Source organism: Enterobacter sp. BNK-8, assembly GCF_048685095.1.
In the GTDB taxonomy this organism is placed as follows: domain Bacteria; phylum Pseudomonadota; class Gammaproteobacteria; order Enterobacterales; family Enterobacteriaceae; genus Enterobacter; species Enterobacter quasiroggenkampii.
In genome coordinates this window covers 4,247,018-4,268,059 of the sequence record NZ_JBLQTN010000001.1, presented here as the reverse complement: position 1 = coordinate 4,268,059, position 21,042 = coordinate 4,247,018, and the positions used below count along the sequence as shown (strand labels likewise).

Below are 21,042 nucleotides of genomic sequence, written 5' to 3'. Positions count from 1 at the left end.
GGTTCAGTGGTTCGGCAATATCGTCCAGAACGCATCAATAAGCGGCTCATGCAGCCGCTTTTTTTGTGCGCATACGCCAAGCTCAAACGGCGTCTTCTCGTCGCTGCGTTCCAGAATCATCACGCGATTGCGCACCGGTTCCGGGCTGTTTTCCAGCACCACTTCCGGCAGCAGCGCCACGCCGCAGCCGAGCGCCACCATCGACACCATCGCCTCATGACCGCTGACGGTGGCGTAAATCGACGGGTTGCTGATTTTCTGGCGGCGGAACCACAGCTCAATGCGACGTCGCACCGGCCCCTGATCGGCCATGATAAACGGCACCGTCGACCAGTCCGGTTTTTCCACCGACACCTGGTTACGCACCGGGCAGGGCAGCGCCGGGGCAATCAGCACCACCGCCAGATTCTCCAGCATCGAGAACGCTACCGCGCCCGGCAGGGTTTCCGGCTTCCCGGCAATGGCGAGATCCGCTTCGCCCGTCACCACTTTTTCCATTGCGTCGGCGGCGTCACCGGTAGTGAGCTTAATTTCAACTGACGGATGCGCCGCGCGGAAGCGGTCAAGGATAGGCGGCAGATGGCTATAGGCGGCGGTCACGGAGCAAAAAATATGCAGTTCACCGGAGAGTGACGGCCCCTGCTGATCGATAGAGTGCCGCAGTTGCTGGTACTGTAACAGCGTCTGCTGGGCAAAAATGCGCAGCTCTTCGCCCGCTTCCGTGAGGGTGACGGTGCGGTTATCGCGCACGAACATCGGCTGGCCAAGGTCTTCCTCAAGGCGCTGGATCTGGCGTGAAAGCGTGGAGGGGCTAACGTGCATCGCCCGCGCGCTGCGGCCAAAATGACGGCTTTCCGCCAGGTGAAGAAACATTTTCAGATCGCGTAAATCCACCGATTTCACTCCCTCTTTTTACATTGCAAAAATTGCAATGTGACGTTGTGAATATATCAATTTCCGCAATAAATTTCCTGTTGTAATGTGGGTACATTCTCGCTGAAACGCGAACCGAACAATAAGACACACAACATCACGAGGTATCACCCATGGCTAACTACTTTAATACACTGAACTTGCGCCAGCAGCTGGCGCAGCTGGGCAAATGCCGCTTCATGGCGCGCGACGAATTTGCCGATGGCGCAAGCTACCTTCAGGGTAAAAAAGTGGTCATCGTCGGCTGTGGCGCACAGGGTCTGAACCAGGGCCTGAACATGCGTGACTCCGGTCTGGATATCTCCTACGCACTGCGCAAAGAAGCGATTGCCGAGAAGCGCGCTTCATGGCGTAAAGCGACCGAAAACGGCTTCAAAGTGGGTACCTACGAAGAGCTGATCCCGCAGGCGGATCTGGTGGTTAACCTGACGCCGGACAAGCAGCACTCTGACGTAGTGCGTTCCGTACAGCCGCTGATGAAAGACGGTGCCGCGCTGGGTTACTCCCACGGCTTTAACATCGTTGAAGTAGGCGAGCAGATCCGTAAAGACATCACCGTGGTGATGGTGGCACCGAAGTGCCCGGGTACCGAAGTACGTGAAGAGTACAAGCGTGGTTTCGGCGTGCCGACCCTGATCGCGGTACACCCGGAAAACGATCCGAAAGGCGAAGGTATGGCGATTGCCAAAGCATGGGCAGCGGCGACCGGCGGCCACCGTGCGGGCGTGCTGGAATCTTCCTTCGTTGCCGAAGTGAAATCTGACCTGATGGGCGAGCAGACCATCCTGTGCGGCATGCTGCAGGCCGGTTCTCTGCTGTGCTTCGATAAGCTGGTGGAAGAGGGTACCGACCCGGCATACGCGGAAAAACTGATTCAGTTCGGCTGGGAAACCATCACCGAAGCGCTGAAGCAGGGCGGTATTACGCTGATGATGGACCGTCTGTCCAACCCGGCAAAACTGCGTGCTTACGCGCTGTCTGAACAGCTGAAAACCATTATGGCGCCGCTGTTCCAGAAACATATGGACGACATCATCTCCGGCGAGTTCTCTTCCGGCATGATGGCGGACTGGGCGAACGACGATAAGAAACTGCTGACCTGGCGTGAAGAGACCGGTAAAACCGCGTTCGAAACCGCGCCACAGTATGAAGGTAAAATCGGCGAGCAGGAGTACTTCGATAAAGGCGTCCTGATGATCGCGATGGTGAAAGCTGGCGTTGAGCTGGCGTTCGAAACCATGGTGGACTCCGGCATCATCGAAGAGTCTGCGTACTACGAATCACTGCACGAGCTGCCGCTGATTGCGAACACCATCGCTCGTAAGCGTCTGTACGAAATGAACGTGGTGATCTCTGATACCGCAGAATACGGTAACTACCTGTTCTCTTACGCCTGCGTACCGCTGCTGAAAGAGTTTATGACCACTCTGCAGCCGGGCGATCTGGGTAAAGCGATTGCAGAAGGTGCCGTGGACAACGCGCAGCTGCGCGATGTGAACGAAGCGATTCGCAGCCACCAGATCGAGAAAGTGGGCCACAAACTGCGTGGCTACATGACCGATATGAAGCGTATCGCGGTAGCGGGTTAACAACTTTGTCGGGTGGCGCTTCGCTTACCCGACCTACAAAACCGTAAGATGTAGGCCGGGTAAGGCGTAGCCGCCACCCGGCTTTTTTATTTGCGATACAGCACTTTAATCACGTGGTAGCCGAACTGCGTGTGCAGCGGGCCGGTTGGCTCCAGCACCGGGCAGGAGAAGACCACTTTATCGAACGCCGGTACCATCTGACCCTGGCGGAATTCACCCAGATCGCCGCCGCGTTTGCCTGACGGACAGATAGAGTGCTTCTTCGCCAGTTTGCCGAAGTCGGCGCCGTTTTTGATCTGCTCCAGAAGATCCAGAGCCAGTTTCTCTTCTTTAACAAGAATATGCAGTGCTGCTGCTGTTTTTGCCATGATCGTGCCTTGAGTGGTATGGATTAGGCTCGCTATACTACCACGCTGTTATTCTCCCCTCCTGACTTTCATTGAGTGATCATTTATGCGTTTAAACCCCGGACAACAACAAGCCGTCGAATTTGTCACCGGACCGTGTCTGGTGCTGGCGGGGGCTGGATCCGGTAAAACCCGCGTGATCACCAACAAGATTGCGCACCTTATCCGCGGCTGTGGCTATCAGGCCCGGCACATTGCGGCGGTGACGTTTACCAATAAAGCGGCGCGTGAGATGAAAGAGCGTGTCGGCCAGACGCTGGGGCGCAAAGAGGCCCGGGGCCTGATGATCTCTACCTTCCACACGCTGGGGCTGGATATCATCAAGCGCGAGTATGCGGCGCTGGGCATGAAGTCCAACTTCTCCCTCTTTGATGACACCGATCAGGTGGCGTTGCTCAAAGAGCTCACCGAGGGGCTGATCGAAGATGACAAGGTGCTGTTGCAGCAGCTGATCTCGACGATCTCGAACTGGAAAAACGATCTGATGACCCCGGCCCAGGCCGCGGCGATCGCCAAAGGCGAACGGGATCGCATCTTTGCCCACTGCTATGGTCTGTACGACGCGCACATGAAAGCGTGCAACGTGCTGGACTTCGACGACCTGATCCTGCTGCCGACGCTGCTGCTGCAGCGTAATGAAGAGGTTCGCGAGCGCTGGCAGAACAAAATCCGTTACCTGCTGGTGGATGAGTATCAGGACACCAACACCAGCCAGTACGAGCTGGTGAAGCTGCTGGTGGGGCAGCGCGCGCGTTTCACCGTGGTCGGCGATGATGACCAGTCAATTTACTCCTGGCGCGGCGCGCGTCCGCAAAACCTGGTGCTGCTGAGCAAAGATTTTCCGGCACTGCAGGTGATTAAGCTGGAGCAAAACTACCGCTCCTCCGGGCGTATCCTGAAGGCCGCAAACATCCTGATTGCCAATAACCCGCACGTGTTTGAGAAGCGTCTCTTCTCCGAGCTGGGCTACGGGACGGAGCTGAAAGTGCTCAGCGCCAACAACGAAGAGCATGAAGCGGAGCGCGTCACCGGTGAACTGATCGCCCATCACTTCGTCAATAAAACCGAATATAAGGATTACGCGATCCTCTATCGCGGGAATCACCAGTCGCGCGTCTTTGAAAAGATGCTGATGCAGAACCGCATTCCGTACAAAATCTCGGGCGGGACCTCGTTCTTCTCACGGCCAGAGATCAAAGACCTGCTGGCCTATCTGCGCGTGCTCACTAACCCGGATGACGACAGCGCGTTTCTGCGCATTGTGAATACGCCAAAACGCGAGATTGGCCCGGCAACGCTGCAAAAACTCGGCGAGTGGGCGATGACGCGTAACAAAAGCCTGTTTACCGCCAGCTTCGACATGGGGCTAAGCCAGACGTTAACCGGTCGCGGCTATGATTCGTTAACGCGATTCACCCACTGGCTCGGCGAAGTGCAGCGTCTCGCGGAGCGCGAGCCGGTGGCGGCGGTGCGCGATCTTATTCACGGCATCGACTATGAGTCCTGGCTGTACGAAACCTCGGCCAGCCCGAAAGCCGCTGAGATGCGCATGAAGAACGTTAACCAGCTCTTCAGCTGGATGACCGAAATGCTGGAGGGCTCTGAAATCGACGAGCCGATGACCCTGACGCAGGTCGTCACCCGCTTTACCCTGCGCGACATGATGGAGCGTGGCGAGAGCGAAGAAGAGGCCGATCAGGTACAGCTGATGACGCTGCACGCGTCAAAAGGTCTTGAGTTCCCGTATGTCTATCTGGTTGGTATGGAAGAGGGGTTGTTACCGCATCAGAGCAGCATTGATGAAGACAACGTCGACGAGGAGCGCCGCCTGGCCTACGTGGGGATCACCCGCGCGCAGAAAGAGCTGACGTTCACACTGTGTAAAGAGCGCCGTCAGTATGGCGAACTTGTCCGCCCGGAGCCGAGCCGTTTCCTGCTGGAACTGCCGCAGGATGACCTAATCTGGGAGCAGGAACGCAAAGTAATTACTGCGGAAGAGCGGATGCACAAGGGGCAGGCTAACGTGGCGAACATTCGCGCCATGCTGGCAAAAGCCAAAGAGAAAGGATAAGGATGAGTAGGCCGGGTAAGGCGAAGCCGCTACCCGGCAATGTTCAGCGTATTACTTCACTTCCAGCACCCAGTGCACATAGCTCTGCCACTGGCACTCCTGCTCGATCATCTCTGCCCCAAGTGGGTGACGTTCAATCCAGTTTTCCGGCAGCGTCAGCGACAGTTTTTCGTCATCGGCCACCAGGCCGATCGCTGGCAGCAAATCATCGCGACGTCGGCTGGCAAACAGAATCGCCAGACGCAGCAGGCGGCACAGATGTTCGGCCACACGCGGCGGTACGGCATTTTGCTGATGCAAAGACGAGAGATCAACGGCATTGGTCTGGTTCAGCAGCAGCGTTGCCAGCAATTTTTTCTGTGCGGGTGTATAGCCCGGTAAATCCAGGTTGCGCACCAGATACGCAGCATGAGCAGGAGCCTGCTTAAAATCAATACTCAGCCCCACTTCATGGAGCGCACAGGCGCTCAGCAGTAAATCGCGGCTCAGTGGTTCAAGATCCCAGACGTTAGCGACCTGATCGGCGAAGCGTGACGCCAGCTGCGATACGCGTCCTGCCTGATCGATATCAACCAGAAAACGACGCTGCACGTTGCGCAGGGTACGGCTGCGGATGTCCTGATCGACCGACAGATGCAGCATCCCGTAGACCAGACCTTCACGCAGCGCGCCGCCAGCCAGGGTCATACACTGGATGTTCAGTTCGGTAAAAATAGCGATCAGAATAGCCAGCCCGCTCGGGAAAACCAGCGCGCGTTCGAGCGTCAGGCCTTCAATTTCCAGCTCTTCAAGGCGTCCGCACTGAATGGCGCGCTGTTTTAGCTGCTGAAGCTTGGCAAGCGTAATCCGCTCGTCCATTCCCTGCGCCATCATGATTTCCTGCAGGGCCTGCACGGTACCCGACGCACCCACGCACACTTTCCAGCCGTGATAGCGCAGCTCGTCCATCACCGGACGTAACACCTCGCGCGCCGCATTTTCTGCCTCGTCGAAGTTCTCTTTACCCAGATTACGATCGGTAAAGTAGCGCTCAAGCCAGGTCACGCAGCCCATCGACAGGCTGAACAGCGAGGTTGCCTGCGCGCCGGTGCCGGTCACCAGCTCGGTACTGGCACCGCCGATATCCACCACCAGGCGGCGATCGTCACCCCCTGTGGTATGTGCAACCCCCTGATAAATCAGGCGAGCTTCTTCTTCACCGCTGATAACCTGAACCGGGCAACCGAGAATTTCCTGCGCTCTGGCAATAAAATCCACGGCGTTAACCGCCAGGCGGAGTGTCGCGGTGGCGACGACGGTGATTTGGGCATGCGGGATATCCTGCAGACGCTCGGCAAAGAGTCGCAGACACTGCCAGCCACGTTCCATGGCTTCAGGTGAGAGGTGATTGTCGCTGCTCAGGCCCGCCGCGAGGCGGACCTTGCGCTTAATGCGCGTCAGCGTTTGTATGCTTCCTGCCACCTCGCGCACAACCAGCATATGAAAACTATTCGAACCGAGATCGATTGCTGCATAAAGCGAGGTGGAGCTGAGCATATTTTCTTAACCTGAACGACGACGATTACGCGGTGCGCCGCCTGAACGACGCGGTCCATTGCCGGAGCGTGGGCGGGTTAGACGCTTAGGCGGCGGCAGTTCGCTTAACAGCGCTTCCGGATTGTATTTGCTCTGCGGAATAGAGTGACCGATGTAGGTCTCAATGGCCGGAAGATTCAGCGCATACTCTTCACACGCAAGGCTAATCGAATGACCGCTTGCGCCCGCACGACCGGTACGACCGATACGGTGTACGTAGTCTTCACAGTCGTCTGGCAGATCGTAGTTAAAGACGTGCGTTACGGCTGGAATGTGTAAACCACGTGCAGCCACGTCGGTGGCGACCAGAATATCGAGATCGCCACGGGTGAACTCTTCGAGAATTCGCAGGCGTTTTTTCTGCGCGACGTCACCGGTCAACAGGCCAACACGGTGGCCGTCTGCAGCCAGATGGCCCCAGATGTCTTCACAGCGGTGTTTGGTGTTCGCGAAGATAATGGCGCGATCTGGCCACTCTTCTTCAATCAGCGTTTGCAGCAGGCGCATCTTCTCTTCATTCGAAGGATAGAAGAGCTCTTCTTTAATGCGGTGACCCGTTTTCTGCTCCGGTTCCACTTCCACGTACTCGGCGTTGTTCATCTGTTCGAACGCCAGTTCGCGCACACGGTAGGAGAGGGTTGCAGAGAACAGCATATTCAGGCGCTGGTTAGCCGGAGGCATACGGCGGAACAGCCAGCGGATGTCTTTAATGAAGCCCAGATCGTACATGCGGTCAGCTTCATCGAGCACCACAACCTGGATGGCACCGAGGTTAATGTGGTTCTGTTTGGCGTAATCGATAAGACGGCCGGTGGTACCGATCAGGATATCCACACCGCTTTCCAGCACTTTCAGCTGTTTATCGTAGCCGTCGCCGCCATAGGCCAGGCCCAGCTTCAGGCCGGTAGCCTGCGCCAGGGGTTCAGCGTCTGCGTGGATCTGTACCGCCAGTTCTCGCGTCGGGGCCATAATTAGCGCGCGCGGCTGGTTAACTTTGCGGTCTGCAATCGCTGGGTGAGAAAGTAAATAATGAAACGTTGACGTTAAAAACGCCATCGTTTTGCCGGTACCGGTTTGCGCCTGCCCGGCAACATCGCGACCGGCCAGCGTCAGCGGCAGCGCGAGGGCCTGAATGGGCGTGCAGTTATGAAACCCTTTATTTTCAAGGGCTTCAATCACCTTCGGGTGCAGCGCGAAGTCGGAAAACTTCTGTTCTGTTAAATGTGTTTTGCTCATAGTGTGGTAGAATATCAGCTTACTATTGCTTTACGAAAGCGTATCCGGTGAAATAAAGTCAACCTTTAGTTGGTTAATGCGACATCAACACGTCGTTGGTGGAGACAAAACCAACGTACCAGGCTTATTCCTGTGGAGTTATATATGAGCGATAAAATTATTCACCTGACTGACGACAGTTTTGACACGGACGTACTTAAGGCTGACGGGCTGATCCTCGTCGATTTCTGGGCTGAATGGTGTGGTCCTTGCAAAATGATCGCCCCGATTCTGGATGAGATCGCCGACGAATATCAGGGCAAACTGACCGTTGCCAAGCTGAACATCGACCAGAACCCGGGCACCGCACCAAAATACGGTATCCGTGGCATTCCGACCCTGCTGCTGTTCAAAAACGGCGAAGTGGCGGCGACCAAAGTGGGCGCGCTGTCCAAAGGTCAACTGAAAGAGTTCCTGGACGCTAACCTGGCGTAAGGTTTCTCCGCTGCGCGTTCAGAGCTCCCGGCTAAATGATCTGGAACTCTGGACGCCCGGCTGAAGTCGTGCTAAGTTAGCTATGACTTCGTTTTAAACATATCTTGTTGTTTGAATCTTGTTTTACCCGATACTTCCCGCTGTTGACATATCCAGTGCGTGAAGTGGCTAAATTCCGGGCTTGTCACTCAATCCGTCTTGTCGTTTCAGTTCTGCGTTCTTTCCCTGTGACCAGACAGCGAACAGACATGAGTTGATGGCCGCTAAACAGGCATGGATGACCCTGCCATACCATTCACAACATTAAGTTCGAGAATCACCCCGAGTTTAAGAACCCACACCATTATGAATCTTACCGAATTAAAGAATACGCCGGTTTCTGAGCTGATCACTCTCGGCGAAAATATGGGGCTGGAAAACCAGGCTCGTATGCGCAAGCAGGACATCATTTTCGCCATCCTGAAGCAGCACGCTAAGAGTGGCGAAGATATCTTTGGCGACGGTGTGCTGGAGATATTGCAAGACGGATTTGGTTTCCTCCGCTCTGCAGACAGCTCCTACCTCGCCGGCCCTGACGACATCTACGTATCCCCCAGCCAAATCCGCCGTTTCAACCTCCGCACTGGTGACACCATTTCAGGTAAGATTCGTCCTCCTAAAGAGGGTGAACGCTACTTTGCGCTGTTGAAAGTCAATGAAGTTAACTTCGACAAACCTGAAAACTCGCGTAATAAGATCCTCTTTGAGAACTTAACGCCGCTGCACGCGAACTCTCGCCTGCGTATGGAACGTGGTAACGGTTCGACCGAAGACTTAACCGCGCGTGTTCTGGATCTGGCATCACCTATTGGTCGCGGCCAGCGTGGTCTGATTGTGGCGCCGCCAAAAGCGGGTAAAACCATGCTGCTGCAGAACATCGCGCAGAGCATCGCCTATAACCACCCAGACTGTGTGCTGATGGTGCTGCTGATTGACGAACGTCCGGAAGAAGTGACCGAGATGCAGCGTCTGGTTAAAGGTGAAGTGGTTGCTTCAACCTTCGATGAGCCAGCATCTCGCCACGTTCAGGTTGCGGAAATGGTTATCGAGAAGGCAAAACGCCTGGTTGAGCACAAGAAAGACGTGATCATCCTGCTCGACTCCATCACCCGTCTCGCGCGTGCCTACAACACCGTGGTGCCAGCGTCTGGTAAAGTGCTGACCGGTGGTGTGGATGCTAACGCCCTGCATCGTCCGAAACGCTTCTTCGGTGCTGCACGTAACGTGGAAGAGGGCGGCAGCCTGACCATCATCGCGACGGCGCTGATCGATACCGGTTCCAAAATGGACGAAGTGATTTACGAAGAGTTTAAAGGTACAGGCAACATGGAACTGCACCTCTCTCGTAAGATCGCTGAAAAACGCGTCTTCCCGGCTATCGACTACAACCGTTCCGGTACCCGTAAAGAAGAGCTGCTCACCACTCAGGAAGAGCTGCAGAAAATGTGGATCCTGCGCAAAATCATCCATCCAATGGGTGAAATCGACGCGATGGAGTTCCTCATTAACAAACTGGCGATGACCAAAACCAACGACGATTTCTTCGACATGATGAAACGCTCGTAACGCAAATAAAGCCAGCGAACGCCACGTTTTTACGTGGCGTTTTTCTTTTATGGACTATACGCTAGTACCACCTACTCCCAATTTTGACGTGTAGGTGTAACAATAAGACGATTCGTAGAGTAAAAACATTAATAGCTTGAATAATATACAAATGAGGTCACAAGAGGTTTACTTTTACCTTCGGGCTATGAGCCTTCATGGTTATACTTCCGAGACTAACATTTGTTGAGAATCCATTGTGAACCTATTCGATACGTTTACTGATCTAACCAGTATTTTTTTATTCACCACCTGTTTTCTGTTTATTGCGCGTAAGGTGGCGAAATACGTGGGGTTAGTGGATAAACCCAACTTCCGGAAACGTCATCAGGGTATGATCCCCCTGGTGGGTGGTATCTCAGTATTTGCGGGTATTTGCTATGCCTTCGCAATTGCTAACTACTATGTCCCACATGTCAAATTATACCTGATGTGTTCAACGGTACTGGTTATCGTCGGCGCGCTTGACGATCGTTATGACATCAGCGTTAAAATTCGCGCCTTTGTGCAGGCGGCAGTTGGCATTGCCATGATGGTCTCAGCAAAACTCTACTTGAGTAGCCTGGGCTATATTTTTGGCTCGTGGGAGATGGTGCTCGGCCCGTTCGGCTATTTTCTGACGCTTTTCGCCGTATGGGTGGCTATAAACGCATTCAACATGGTCGATGGTATTGATGGCTTGCTGGGGGGACTCTCCTGCGTCTCATTTGCCGCGATCGGTTTTATTTTGTGGTTTGACGGACAATATAGTCTTGCTATGTGGTGCTTCGCCATGATTGCCGCCATCCTGCCTTATATCCTGTTAAACCTCGGTGCGCTGGGGCGCCGCTATAAAGTCTTTATGGGTGATGCGGGCAGTACACTCATTGGGTTTACCGTCATCTGGATTTTACTGGAAACGACTCAGGGACAAGTCCATCCTATCAGCCCTGTTACCGCGTTGTGGATTATCGCTATCCCGTTAATGGATATGGTTGCGATAATGTATCGCCGCTTGCGCAAAGGGATGAGTCCCTTCTCAGCCGACCGACAGCATATTCATCATTTGATCATGCGAGCTGGATTCACCTCCAGACAGGCATTTGTTTTGATAACCGTAGCGGCTGCTATCCTTGCGGGAGTGGGTGTTGCCGCGGAGTATGCTCATTTTGTGCCAGAATGGGTCATGTTGGTATTATTCTTGCTAGCATTTTTCCTGTACGGCTACTGCATTAAGCGCGCATGGAAAGTGGCGCGGTTCATTAAACGTATTAAACGCAGGATGCGTCGTAACAGTGGCAAAAACACAACATTAACTAAGTAAAACCGGGACTATGATGACTCAACCGTTGGCGGGAGCGAAATCAGTGGTAACAGAGAATGAACTGGATATTCGGGGTTTGTTTCGCGTGTTATGGGCAGGCAAACTTTGGATTGCGGGGATCGCGCTGGGATTTGCACTGTTAGCGCTGGCCTATACGTTCTTTGCAAAACAGGAATGGAGCGCCACGGCAATCACGGACAAACCAACGGTTAACATGCTTGGGGGATACTATTCCCAGCAGCAATTCCTGCGAAACCTGGATATCAAAGCCAACCTTGCCACGCCAGATCAGGTTTCCGTTATGGATGAGGCCTACAAAGAGTTTGTGATGCAACTGGCTTCGTGGGATACGCGTCGCGACTTCTGGTCCCAGACGGATTACTACAAGCAGCGTCGGGTTGATAACACCAAAGCCGATGCCGCCCTGCTGGACGATCTGATTAACAATATTCAGTTTATGCCGGGCGACGCGCTGCGTAACGTGAATGACAGCGTCAAGCTGATTGCAGAAACCGCGCCGGATGCCAACAACCTGCTGCGTCAATACGTCGCGTTTGCCAGCCAGCGTGCCGCAAGCCATCTTAACGAAGAGCTTAAAGGCGCCTGGGCGGCCCGTACCATCCAGATGAAAGCCCAGGTGAAACGTCAGGAAGAGGTGGCTAAAGCGATTTTTACTCGCCGTGTACACAACATTGAGCAGGCGCTGAAAATTGCGGAACAGCACAATATTTCTCGTAGTGAGACGGACGTGCCGGCTGATGAACTGCCTGACTCTGAAATGTTCCTTCTTGGTCGCCCTATGCTGCAGGCACGCCTGGAAAATCTCCAGGCCGTCGGTCCTGATGTTGACCTCGATTACGATCAAAATCGCGCGATGCTCAATACGCTTAATGTCGGTCCCTCTCTGGACCCGCGTTTTCAGACCTATCGTTATTTGCGAACGCCTGAAGAACCTGTAAAACGCGACAGTCCGCGTCGTGCATTCCTGATGATCATGTGGGGGATTGTCGGTGCACTGGCGGGCGCTGGCGTGGCGTTAACGCGTCGTCGCACAAACTAAGAATGCCGTCTACGATGAAGGCTGCGGCCTTCATCGCCTAATCGAAGAGAATCGATGTGAAAGTACTAACCGTATTTGGCACCAGGCCGGAGGCCATTAAGATGGCACCTCTGGTTCATGCCCTGGCCAGCGATCCTGATATTGAAGCGAAAGTCTGCGTCACGGCCCAGCACCGTGAGATGCTTGACCAGGTCTTAACGCTCTTTTCCATCGTCCCGGATTACGACCTTAATATTATGAAACCGGGGCAAGGGTTGACGGAGATAACCTGTCGCATACTGCAAGATCTCAAGCCGATCCTGGAGTCATTCAAGCCTGACGTGGTGCTGGTACACGGAGATACCACCACGACCGTGGCGACCAGCCTGGCCGCGTTTTATCAACGTATTCCCGTGGGGCATGTCGAGGCGGGTCTGCGTACCGGCAATCTGTATTCGCCGTGGCCGGAGGAAGCCAACCGCACGCTAACGGGCCACCTGGCGATGTACCACTTTGCGCCAACGGAAAACTCGCGTCAGAACCTGCTGCGTGAAAATATCGCCGATAACAAAATCTTTGTGACCGGCAATACGGTCATCGATGCGTTAATTTGGGTACGTGACCGCGTCCTCGCAAACGACGATCTTAAGAAAGAACTCGCTGCCCGCTATCCCTTCCTGCACAACGGTAAAAAAACCATACTGGTGACGGGCCACCGACGCGAAAGCTTTGGCCGGGGCTTTGAGCAAATCTGTCACGCGCTGGCTGAAATCGCCGCGCAGAACGACGATGTGCAGATTGTCTATCCGGTCCATCTCAATCCTAACGTCAGCGAGCCGGTTAACCGCATCCTGGGTCATGTTGAAAATGTCCTTCTGATTGAACCTCAGGACTACCTGCCGTTTGTCTGGCTGATGAACCATGCCTGGCTGATCCTTACCGATTCCGGCGGCATTCAGGAAGAAGCGCCTTCTCTTGGCAAGCCGGTGCTGGTGATGCGTGAAACCACCGAACGTCCGGAAGCGGTGAAAGCCGGGACGGTGCGTCTGGTTGGCACCAACGCGCAGCTCATCGTCGAAGAGGTCACGCGCCTTCTGCATGACGATGAAACGTATCAGGCGATGAGCCGGGCCCATAATCCGTATGGAGACGGGCAGGCTTGTGGCCGTATTTTGCATGCACTTAAAAACAATCGGGTATCGCTATGAGTTTTACTACCATCTCTGTCATTGGTCTTGGCTACATTGGCTTGCCCACCGCGGCGGCGTTTGCCTCTCGTCAGAAACAGGTTGTCGGTGTGGATATCAACGCCCGCGCGGTGGAAACCATTAACCGTGGCGAAATTCATATTGTCGAGCCCGATCTGGATCGTGTAGTGAAAGAGGCGGTGGAGGGCGGCTTCCTGCGTGCCAGCACGACGCCCGTTGAAGCGGATGCCTACCTGATTGCCGTTCCAACGCCCTTTAAAGGCGACCATGAGCCCGACATGGTCTACGTCGAGGCGGCGGCGAAGTCCATTGCCCCGGTGCTGAAGAAAGGGGCGCTGGTGATTCTGGAATCGACCTCTCCCGTCGGCGCTACCGAGCAGATGGCGCAGTGGCTGGCCGACGCTCGCCCTGATTTAAGCTTCCCGCAACAGGCGGGGGAGCAGGCAGATATCAATATCGCCTACTGCCCGGAGCGCGTACTCCCGGGCCAGGTTATGGTCGAACTGATTAAAAACGACCGCGTCATTGGCGGTATGACGCCCGTCTGTTCCGAACGCGCCAGCGCGCTGTACAAGATTTTCCTGGAAGGCGAATGCGTGGTGACCAACTCCCGTACCGCCGAGATGTGTAAGCTGACGGAAAACAGCTTCCGCGACGTCAATATCGCCTTTGCGAACGAACTGTCGCTGATCTGCGCCGATCAGGGGATTAACGTCTGGGAGTTGATTAGCCTGGCGAACCGCCATCCGCGCGTCAACATTCTCCAGCCAGGCCCGGGCGTGGGTGGACACTGTATCGCCGTCGATCCGTGGTTTATTGTGGCGCAGAACCCAGCGCAGGCGCGCCTGATTCGCACCGCGCGTGAAGTCAATGACAGCAAACCTCACTGGGTGCTCAATCAGGTCAAAACCACGGTAGCGGATTGTCTGGCAGAGAGCGGCAAGCGCGCCAGCGAGCTGAAAATTGCCTGCTTTGGTCTGGCCTTCAAACCGAATATTGACGACCTGCGTGAAAGCCCGGCGATGGAAATTGCTCAGATGATTGCCGAATGGCACAAGGGTGAAACGCTGGTGGTTGAGCCGAATATTCATGAACTGCCAGCAAAACTGGCGGGGCACTGCACGCTGACAGCGCTGGATGAGGCGCTGGCGACGGCGGACGTACTGGTGCTGCTGGTGGATCATAAAGCGTTTAAAGCGACGCCTGGTGATGCGGTGCGTCAGCAATATGTGATTGATACCAAAGGCGTCTGGCGTTGAACAGCCTGAACGGGGTACTCGAGCCCCTGCAGTGGGAGAGTGCCTTTTTCGGCCTGCCGTCGGCCATTGTGCGCCTGCGCGATGATGCGCCGGTACTGGCTGAATCAGATTTGAACGCCTGGCAACGGATTCAGGCGAAGATCCCGGCGGACCGTACCGACCTGCTTGACGCGCTCCAGCAACGCGGCTTTCAGCTGGTTGAAGGTGAGGCAGACCTTTCCATAACCCTCACCCGGCACGATGCGCCCGGTGTGGAAATGGCAACCGAACAGGATATTCCCGTGCTGCGTCAGATGGCGGCTCAGGCGTTTGCGCAGAGTCGCTTTCGTACGCCCTGGTATGCTCCTGACGATAGCGGACGTTTCTATGCCCAGTGGATAGAGAATGCGGTTAAAGGCACCTTTGATCACGTCTGCCTGGTTTTCCGCGCAGGGGACGGTCAACTCCAGGGGTTCGTCTCGCTTCGCAAGCTCAACGCGTGCGAGGCGCGTATTGGCTTATTAGCCGGGCGCGGCATGGGTGAGAAGCTCATGCAGGCGGCGCTGCACTGGGCGCAGCAGCAGCAGGTTGAGACGCTGCGGGTGGCGACCCAGGTGGGCAACACCGCCGCGCTTAAACGTTATATTGCGAGTGGTGCCAACATCGACGCCACCGCCTACTGGTTATACAGGTGACAAGATGATTCCATTTAACGCACCACCCGTCGTCGGAACGGAACTCGACTATATGCAGTCTGCCATGGGCAGCGGCAAACTCTGCGGTGACGGCGGTTTTACCCGTCGCTGTCAGCAGTGGATGGAACAGCGTTTTCGCAGCGCCAAAGTGCTGCTGACCCCGTCCTGTACGGCATCGCTGGAAATGGCCGCGCTGCTGCTGGATATCCAGCCCGGCGATGAAGTGATCATGCCGAGCTACACCTTCGTTTCCACGGCGAACGCGTTTGTCCTGCGCGGGGCGAAAATCGTCTTTGTGGATATCCGCCCGGATACCATGAATATTGATGAGACGCTGATTGAAGCGGCGATCACCGACAAAACGCGCGCGATCGTGCCGGTTCACTACGCGGGCGTGGCCTGTGAAATGGACACCATCATGGCCATCGCCAAAAAACATAACCTGTTTGTGGTGGAAGATGCCGCCCAGGGCGTGATGTCGACCTACAAGGGACGCGCGCTGGGTACCATCGGCCATATCGGCTGCTTTAGCTTCCACGAAACCAAAAACTACACGGCTGGCGGAGAAGGTGGCGCGACGCTGATTAACGACCGGGCGCTCGTGGAGCGTGCGGAGGTGATCCGCGAAAAAGGCACCAACCGCAGTCAGTTCTTCCGCGGCCAGGTAGACAAATACACCTGGCGCGATATTGGCTCCAGCTATCTGATGGCGGATCTGCAGGCCGCGTACCTGTGGGCGCAGCTGGAAGCCGCGGATCGCATCAACCTGCAGCGCCTCTCCCTGTGGCAAACCTATTACGATGCGCTTGAGCCTCTGGCCAAAGCCGGGCGTATTGAGCTGCCGACTATCCCGGCAGATTGCGTCCACAACGCGCACATGTTCTACATCAAGCTGCGCGATAACGACGACCGGAGCGAGCTTATCGCCTGGCTGAAAGAAGCCGAAATTATGGCGGTGTTCCACTATATTCCGCTGCACTCCAGCCCGGCGGGCGAAGCGTTTGGAACCTTCGCGGGTGAAGACCGTTACACCACCAAAGAAAGTGAGCGGTTGCTTCGTCTGCCTCTGTTCTACAACCTCGCGCCAGTTAACCAGCGTACGGTGATTAATACCCTTCTGAGCTATTTCGGCTGATATGTCTCTGGCAAAAGCATCGGTGTGGACCGCCGCGTCCACGCTTGTAAAAATTGGCGCCGGGCTGCTGGTCGTCAAGCTGCTGGCTGTCTCATTTGGCCCCTCTGGCGTGGGGCTAGCGGGTAATTTCCGCCAGCTTGTCACCGTCCTTGGGGTGCTGGCCGGTGCCGGTATCTTCAACGGCGTGACCAAATACGTTGCGCAGTATCATGATGATGCGACCCAGCTTCGCAGGGTCGTGGGCACTTCCTCGGCGATGGTCACGGTTTTTTCGACCCTGATGGCGATTATCTTTCTGCTGGCGGCGGCGCCCATCAGCCAGGGATTATTCGGTCACACCCACTATCAGGGGCTGGTGCGTCTGGTCGCATTGGTTCAGATGGGGATTGCCTGGGCTAACCTGCTGCTGGCGCTGATGAAAGGGTTTCGTGATGCGGCCGGAAACGCGATTGCGTTAATCCTGGGCAGCGCTATCGGCGTGATTGCCTATTATTTCTGCTATCGCCTGGGGGGCTACGAAGGCGCACTGCTGGGGCTGGCGCTGGTTCCGGCGCTCGTGGTTGTGCCTGCGGCATTTATGCTGATGCGTCGGGGCGTCATCCCCCTGAGCTTCCTCAGGCCGCAATGGGACACGCTGCTTGCCAGCCAGCTGGGTAAATTTACCCTGATGGCGCTCATCACCTCCGTCACGCTGCCGGTGGCCTACGTGATGATGCGTAACCTGCTGGCGGCGCATTATAGCTGGGATGAAGTGGGGATCTGGCAGGGCGTAAGCAGTATTTCCGACGCTTATCTCCAGTTTATTACGGCTTCCTTTAGCGTTTATTTGCTGCCAACCTTATCGCGTTTGACCTCCAGACAGGATATTACGCGTGAGATTTTCCGGTCGCTGCGCTTTGTATTGCCGGCTGTTGCGGCTGCCAGCTTTACCGTCTGGCTATTGCGCGATGTCGCCATCTGGCTGCTGTTTTCGGCGAAGTTCATCGCCATGCGCGATCTCTTTGCCTGGCAGCTGGTAGGTGATGTACTGAAAGTGGGGGCTTACGTTTTCGGCTATCTGGTGATAGCAAAAGCCTCCCTGCGGCTGTATATCCTGGCGGAAATTAGCCAGTTTGCATTACTGACCTCGTTCTCGCACTGGCTGATACCCGCGCACGGCGCGCTGGGGGCGGCTCAGGCCTACATGGCAACCTATATCGTTCATTTCGCCGCCTGTTGCGGTGTATTTTTATTGTGGCGTAAACGCGCATGACTGCACTGATTCACATCCTGGGATCGGATATCCCACACCATAACCAGACCGTTTTGCGGTTCTTCAACGACGAGCTGGCATCGGGGGATCCTGATGCGCGTGAGTTTATGGTTGCAGGTCAGGATAAGGGCCTGAGCGAGGCATTTCCGGCGCTGACGATTCGCTTCTGGCCAGATAAGGCAACGCTGGCAAAGGCGGTCGTTGCCAGGGCGAAAGCCGACCGCGAGCAACGATTCTTCTTCCACGGGCAGTTTAACACCGGCCTGTGGCTGGCGCTTCTCAGCGGAGGGATTAAACCCTCCCAGTGCAGCTGGCATATCTGGGGAGCCGATCTTTATGAAGTCTCCCGCGGCTGGAAATTCCGTCTTTTCTATCCATTGCGCCGCATGGCGCAGGGGCGCGTGGGCTGCGTTTTTGCTACCCGCGGCGATCTCAACTATTTTGCTAAACAGCACCCCAACGTGCGCGGCGAGTTGCTTTATTTCCCCACCCGCATGGATCCGGCGCTGAACGCCATGGCCAATGACGCGGTGCGTGAAGGCAAGCTGACGATCCTGGTGGGGAATTCCGGCGATCGCAGTAACGAACATGTCGCGGCGCTCAGGGCGGTGCATCAGCAGTTTGGCGACACGGTGAACGTGGTGGTGCCGATGGGCTATCCCGCCAACAATAACGCCTACATTGACGAGGTTCGCCAGCAGGGACTGGCGCTGTTTAGCGCAGAAAATCTGCACATCCTCAGCGATAAGCTGGAATTTGAGGAATATCTCGCACTGCTGAGAAAATGCGATCTCGGCTATTTCATCTTTGCCCGACAGCAGGGAATTGGCACACTGTGTCTGCTGATTCAGGCGGGGGTACCGTGCGTGCTCAACAGCGACAACCCGTTCTGGCAGGACATGGCCGAGCAGCATATTCCGGTGCTGTTTACCTCAGACACGCTGAACGTCGAGGTGGTACGTGAAGCTCAACGTCAGCTCACGCTGGTGGATAAAAACAGCATCGATTTTTTCAGCCCGAATTATCTCACGCCGTGGCACCGCGCGCTGCGTATCGCTTCAGGAGACAAAGCATGAGTCAGTTGCAATTCAGCGGCTTACTGGTTGTCTGGCTTCTGAGCGCCCTGTTTATCGCCACGCTCACCTGGTTTGAATTCCGCCGGGTGCGCTTCAACTTTAACGTCTTCTTCTCGTTACTGTTCCTGCTGACGTTCTTTTTCGGCTTCCCGCTCACCAGCATTCTGGTCTTCCGTTTTGACGTGAGCGTCGCGCCGCCGGATATTCTGCTCCAGGCGCTTCTGGCGGCGACCTGCTTCTATGCGGTCTACTACGTCACCTATAAAACGCGTCTGCGTTCAGCGCAGACAGCTGCCCCGCGTCGGGCGCTCTTTAACATGAATAGGGTGGAAACCCACCTGACATGGGTGATGCTGATGACCATCGCCCTGGTCAGCGTCGGCATCTTCTTCATGCATAACGGCTTCCTGCTGTTTAAGCTTCACTCCTACAGCCAGATTTTTTCGGCCGAGGTTTCGGGCGTGGCGCTTAAGCGTTTCTTCTACTTCTTCATCCCGGCGATGCTGGTGATCTTCTTCCTGCGCCAGGACAGCAAAGCGTGGCTGTTCTTCCTGGTGAGTACCGTCGCGTTTGGCATCCTGACCTACATGATTGTGGGCGGCACGCGCGCGAACATTATCATCGCCTTCGCCATCTTCCTGTTTATCGGCATCATCCGCGGCTGGATCTCGCTGTGGATGCTGGTTGCGGCAGGCGTGTTTGGCATCGTGGGGATGTTCTGGCTGGCGCTGAAGCGGTACGGAATGAACGTGGCGGGTGATGAGGCGTTTTATACGTTCCTCTACCTCACGCGCGATACGTTCTCGCCGTGGGAAAACCTGGCATTGCTGCTGCAAAACTACGACAAGATTGATTTCCAGGGGCTGGCGCCGATTGTTCGCGACTTCTACGTCTTTATCCCTTCCTGGCTATGGCCGGACCGCCCTGGTGTGGTGCTCAATACCGCGAACTATTTTACCTGGGAAGTGCTGAACAACCATTCCGGTCTGGCAATTTCACCCACGCTGATCGGTTCCCTGGTGGTGATGGGCGGGGCGTGGTTCATTCTGCCCGGGGCGGTTGCCGTGGGGCTGATTATCAAGTGGTTCGACTGGCTTTACGTGCGTGGCAACGAAGAGACCAACCGCTATAAAGCGGCCATTTTGCACAGTTTCTGCTTTGGTGCCATTTTCAATATGATCGTTCTGGCGCGCGAAGGGCTGGACTCGTTCGTTTCGCGCGTAGTGTTCTTCATGGTTGTTTTCGGCATCTGCCTGTTACTGGCCAAACTGTTGTACTGGCTGTTTGACAGCGCCGGGCTTGTGCACAAGCGCGAGCGGCAGGGCAGCACAACGCTGTCGCAAGTCTGAGTAAGGATAGTAATGACTGATAGAATTTCTGCACCGCGCTATGCGCTACGTGGCCTGCAGCTTATTGGCTGGCGCGACATGCAGCACGCGCTGGACTTTCTGTTCGCCGACGGCCAGATGAAATCCGGTACGCTGGTGGCCATCAACGCGGAAAAAATGCTGGCGGTTGAGGATAACGCGGAAGTCAAAAGCCTGATTGAAGCGGCCGAATTTAAATACGCGGACGGGATCAGCGTGGTTCGCTCTATCCGTAAAAAGTATCCTGACGCTAATGTTTCCCGCGTCGCGGGGGCCGATCTCTGGGAGCAGCTTATGGCCCGCGCAGGCGCGCAGGGTACGCCCGTGTTCCTGATTGGCGGGAAGCAGGAGATACTGGCCCAGACGGAGGAGAAACTGCGTCGTCAATGGAATGTTAATATTGTCGGCAGCCAGGATGGTTACTTCAAACCGGAAGATCGGCAGACGCTGTTTGAGCGCGTTCGTGACAGCGGGGCAAAGATTGTCACCGTGGCGATGGGGTCCCCGCGCCAGGAGATTTTGATGCGTGACTGCCGCCTGGTCTGCCCGGATGCCCTCTACATGGGCGTCGGCGGCACGTACGACGTCTTTACCGGCCACGTTAAGCGTGCGCCAACGGTCTGGCAATATCTTGGGCTGGAGTGGTTGTATCGTCTGCTTTCGCAACCGACACGCATTAAACGACAGATCCGTCTGCTTCGCTATCTCGTCTGGCATTACACCGGAAAAATGTAATCAAAATGTAGCGCGATATGCTATTCGCGCTGCAACTCGCCTGCAAAACTGCTGATAATCTGTGC

18 protein-coding genes are annotated in these 21,042 nt (G+C 55.5%); 14 read left to right on the top strand and 4 right to left on the bottom strand.

Translation table 11 applies throughout. The annotated features are described in order from the left end of the window. Positions 1–3: 3 nt before the first annotated feature. Positions 4–894, bottom strand: coding sequence for an HTH-type transcriptional activator IlvY (gene ilvY / locus ACMGGU_RS20660; protein WP_277718185.1), 891 nt, complete (start codon positions 892–894; stop codon positions 4–6). 152 nt (positions 895–1,046) lie between these two features. On the opposite strand from ilvY, the gene ilvC reads away from it, so the two are divergent. Then, positions 1,047–2,522 carry a ketol-acid reductoisomerase gene (gene ilvC, locus ACMGGU_RS20655; RefSeq protein ID WP_008501571.1) on the top strand — a complete coding sequence of 492 codons (1,476 nt, stop codon included), beginning with the start codon at positions 1,047–1,049 and terminating at the stop codon, positions 2,520–2,522. 86 nt (positions 2,523–2,608) lie between these two features. Here ilvC and ppiC read toward each other — a convergent pair whose 3' ends face one another. Beyond that, the gene (ppiC, locus tag ACMGGU_RS20650) at positions 2,609–2,890 is read right to left on the bottom strand and encodes a peptidylprolyl isomerase PpiC (protein WP_008501570.1); all 282 of its coding nucleotides are present in this window, start codon (positions 2,888–2,890) and stop codon (positions 2,609–2,611) included. Positions 2,891–2,975: 85 nt separating this feature from the next. Between ppiC and rep the strand changes: the two genes are divergently transcribed. Beyond that, positions 2,976–5,000: a DNA helicase Rep gene (gene rep / locus ACMGGU_RS20645; RefSeq protein WP_008501569.1), complete on the top strand. Its 2,025-nt coding sequence runs from the start codon at positions 2,976–2,978 to the stop codon at positions 4,998–5,000. Positions 5,001–5,051: 51 nt separating this feature from the next. On the opposite strand, the gene gppA is transcribed toward rep, so the two are convergent. Both gppA and rhlB read right to left on the bottom strand, forming a co-directional pair. After that, positions 5,052–6,536, bottom strand: coding sequence for a guanosine-5'-triphosphate,3'-diphosphate diphosphatase (gene gppA, locus ACMGGU_RS20640; RefSeq protein ID WP_063622989.1), 1,485 nt, complete (start codon positions 6,534–6,536; stop codon positions 5,052–5,054). A 6-nt stretch (positions 6,537–6,542) separates the two neighbouring features. Continuing rightward, on the bottom strand, positions 6,543–7,811 hold the full coding sequence (gene rhlB, locus ACMGGU_RS20635; protein ID WP_021242834.1) for an ATP-dependent RNA helicase RhlB: 1,269 nt from the start codon (positions 7,809–7,811) through the stop codon (positions 6,543–6,545). 144 nt (positions 7,812–7,955) lie between these two features. On the opposite strand from rhlB, the gene trxA reads away from it, so the two are divergent. The 12 genes from trxA (at position 7,956) to wecG (ending at position 20,977) form a co-directional block, all read left to right on the top strand. Continuing rightward, positions 7,956–8,285: a thioredoxin TrxA gene (gene trxA, locus ACMGGU_RS20630; protein WP_006179218.1), complete on the top strand. Its 330-nt coding sequence runs from the start codon at positions 7,956–7,958 to the stop codon at positions 8,283–8,285. A 345-nt stretch (positions 8,286–8,630) separates the two neighbouring features. Continuing rightward, positions 8,631–9,890, top strand: a complete 1,260-nt coding sequence (rho, locus tag ACMGGU_RS20625) for a transcription termination factor Rho (RefSeq protein WP_008501566.1) — start codon at positions 8,631–8,633, stop codon at positions 9,888–9,890. Between the two features lie 238 nt (positions 9,891–10,128). Further along, positions 10,129–11,232, top strand: a complete 1,104-nt coding sequence (gene wecA, locus ACMGGU_RS20620) for a UDP-N-acetylglucosamine--undecaprenyl-phosphate N-acetylglucosaminephosphotransferase (protein ID WP_045909243.1) — start codon at positions 10,129–10,131, stop codon at positions 11,230–11,232. A gap of 13 nt (positions 11,233–11,245) precedes the next feature. Then, positions 11,246–12,292, top strand: a complete 1,047-nt coding sequence (gene wzzE / locus ACMGGU_RS20615; protein ID WP_045909242.1) for an ECA polysaccharide chain length modulation protein — start codon at positions 11,246–11,248, stop codon at positions 12,290–12,292. Positions 12,293–12,348: 56 nt separating this feature from the next. After that, complete coding sequence (gene wecB, locus ACMGGU_RS20610; protein ID WP_048226919.1) at positions 12,349–13,479, top strand: non-hydrolyzing UDP-N-acetylglucosamine 2-epimerase; 1,131 nt, start codon at positions 12,349–12,351, stop codon at positions 13,477–13,479. Continuing rightward, positions 13,476–14,738 carry a UDP-N-acetyl-D-mannosamine dehydrogenase gene (gene wecC / locus ACMGGU_RS20605; protein WP_069719864.1) on the top strand — a complete coding sequence of 421 codons (1,263 nt, stop codon included), beginning with the start codon at positions 13,476–13,478 and terminating at the stop codon, positions 14,736–14,738. Before wecB ends, wecC begins: the two co-directional genes overlap by 4 nt. Next, positions 14,735–15,412: a dTDP-4-amino-4,6-dideoxy-D-galactose acyltransferase gene (gene rffC / locus ACMGGU_RS20600; protein WP_069719863.1), complete on the top strand. Its 678-nt coding sequence runs from the start codon at positions 14,735–14,737 to the stop codon at positions 15,410–15,412. The genes wecC and rffC overlap by 4 nt, the downstream gene beginning before the upstream one ends. 4 nt (positions 15,413–15,416) lie before the next feature. Further along, complete coding sequence (rffA, locus tag ACMGGU_RS20595) at positions 15,417–16,547, top strand: dTDP-4-amino-4,6-dideoxygalactose transaminase (protein WP_045909238.1); 1,131 nt, start codon at positions 15,417–15,419, stop codon at positions 16,545–16,547. Between the two features lies 1 nt (position 16,548). Further along, complete coding sequence (gene wzxE / locus ACMGGU_RS20590; RefSeq protein WP_420300873.1) at positions 16,549–17,799, top strand: lipid III flippase WzxE; 1,251 nt, start codon at positions 16,549–16,551, stop codon at positions 17,797–17,799. Then, a complete protein-coding gene (locus ACMGGU_RS20585) occupies positions 17,796–18,875 on the top strand; it encodes a TDP-N-acetylfucosamine:lipid II N-acetylfucosaminyltransferase (RefSeq protein WP_420300872.1) in 1,080 nt (359 codons plus the stop codon). The genes wzxE and ACMGGU_RS20585 overlap by 4 nt, the downstream gene beginning before the upstream one ends. Continuing rightward, the gene (gene wzyE / locus ACMGGU_RS20580; protein WP_420300871.1) at positions 18,872–20,224 is read left to right on the top strand and encodes an ECA oligosaccharide polymerase; all 1,353 of its coding nucleotides are present in this window, start codon (positions 18,872–18,874) and stop codon (positions 20,222–20,224) included. Before ACMGGU_RS20585 ends, wzyE begins: the two co-directional genes overlap by 4 nt. 12 nt (positions 20,225–20,236) lie before the next feature. Further along, positions 20,237–20,977, top strand: coding sequence for a lipopolysaccharide N-acetylmannosaminouronosyltransferase (gene wecG / locus ACMGGU_RS20575; RefSeq protein WP_045909234.1), 741 nt, complete (start codon positions 20,237–20,239; stop codon positions 20,975–20,977). The last annotated feature ends 65 nt before the right edge of the window (positions 20,978–21,042 follow it).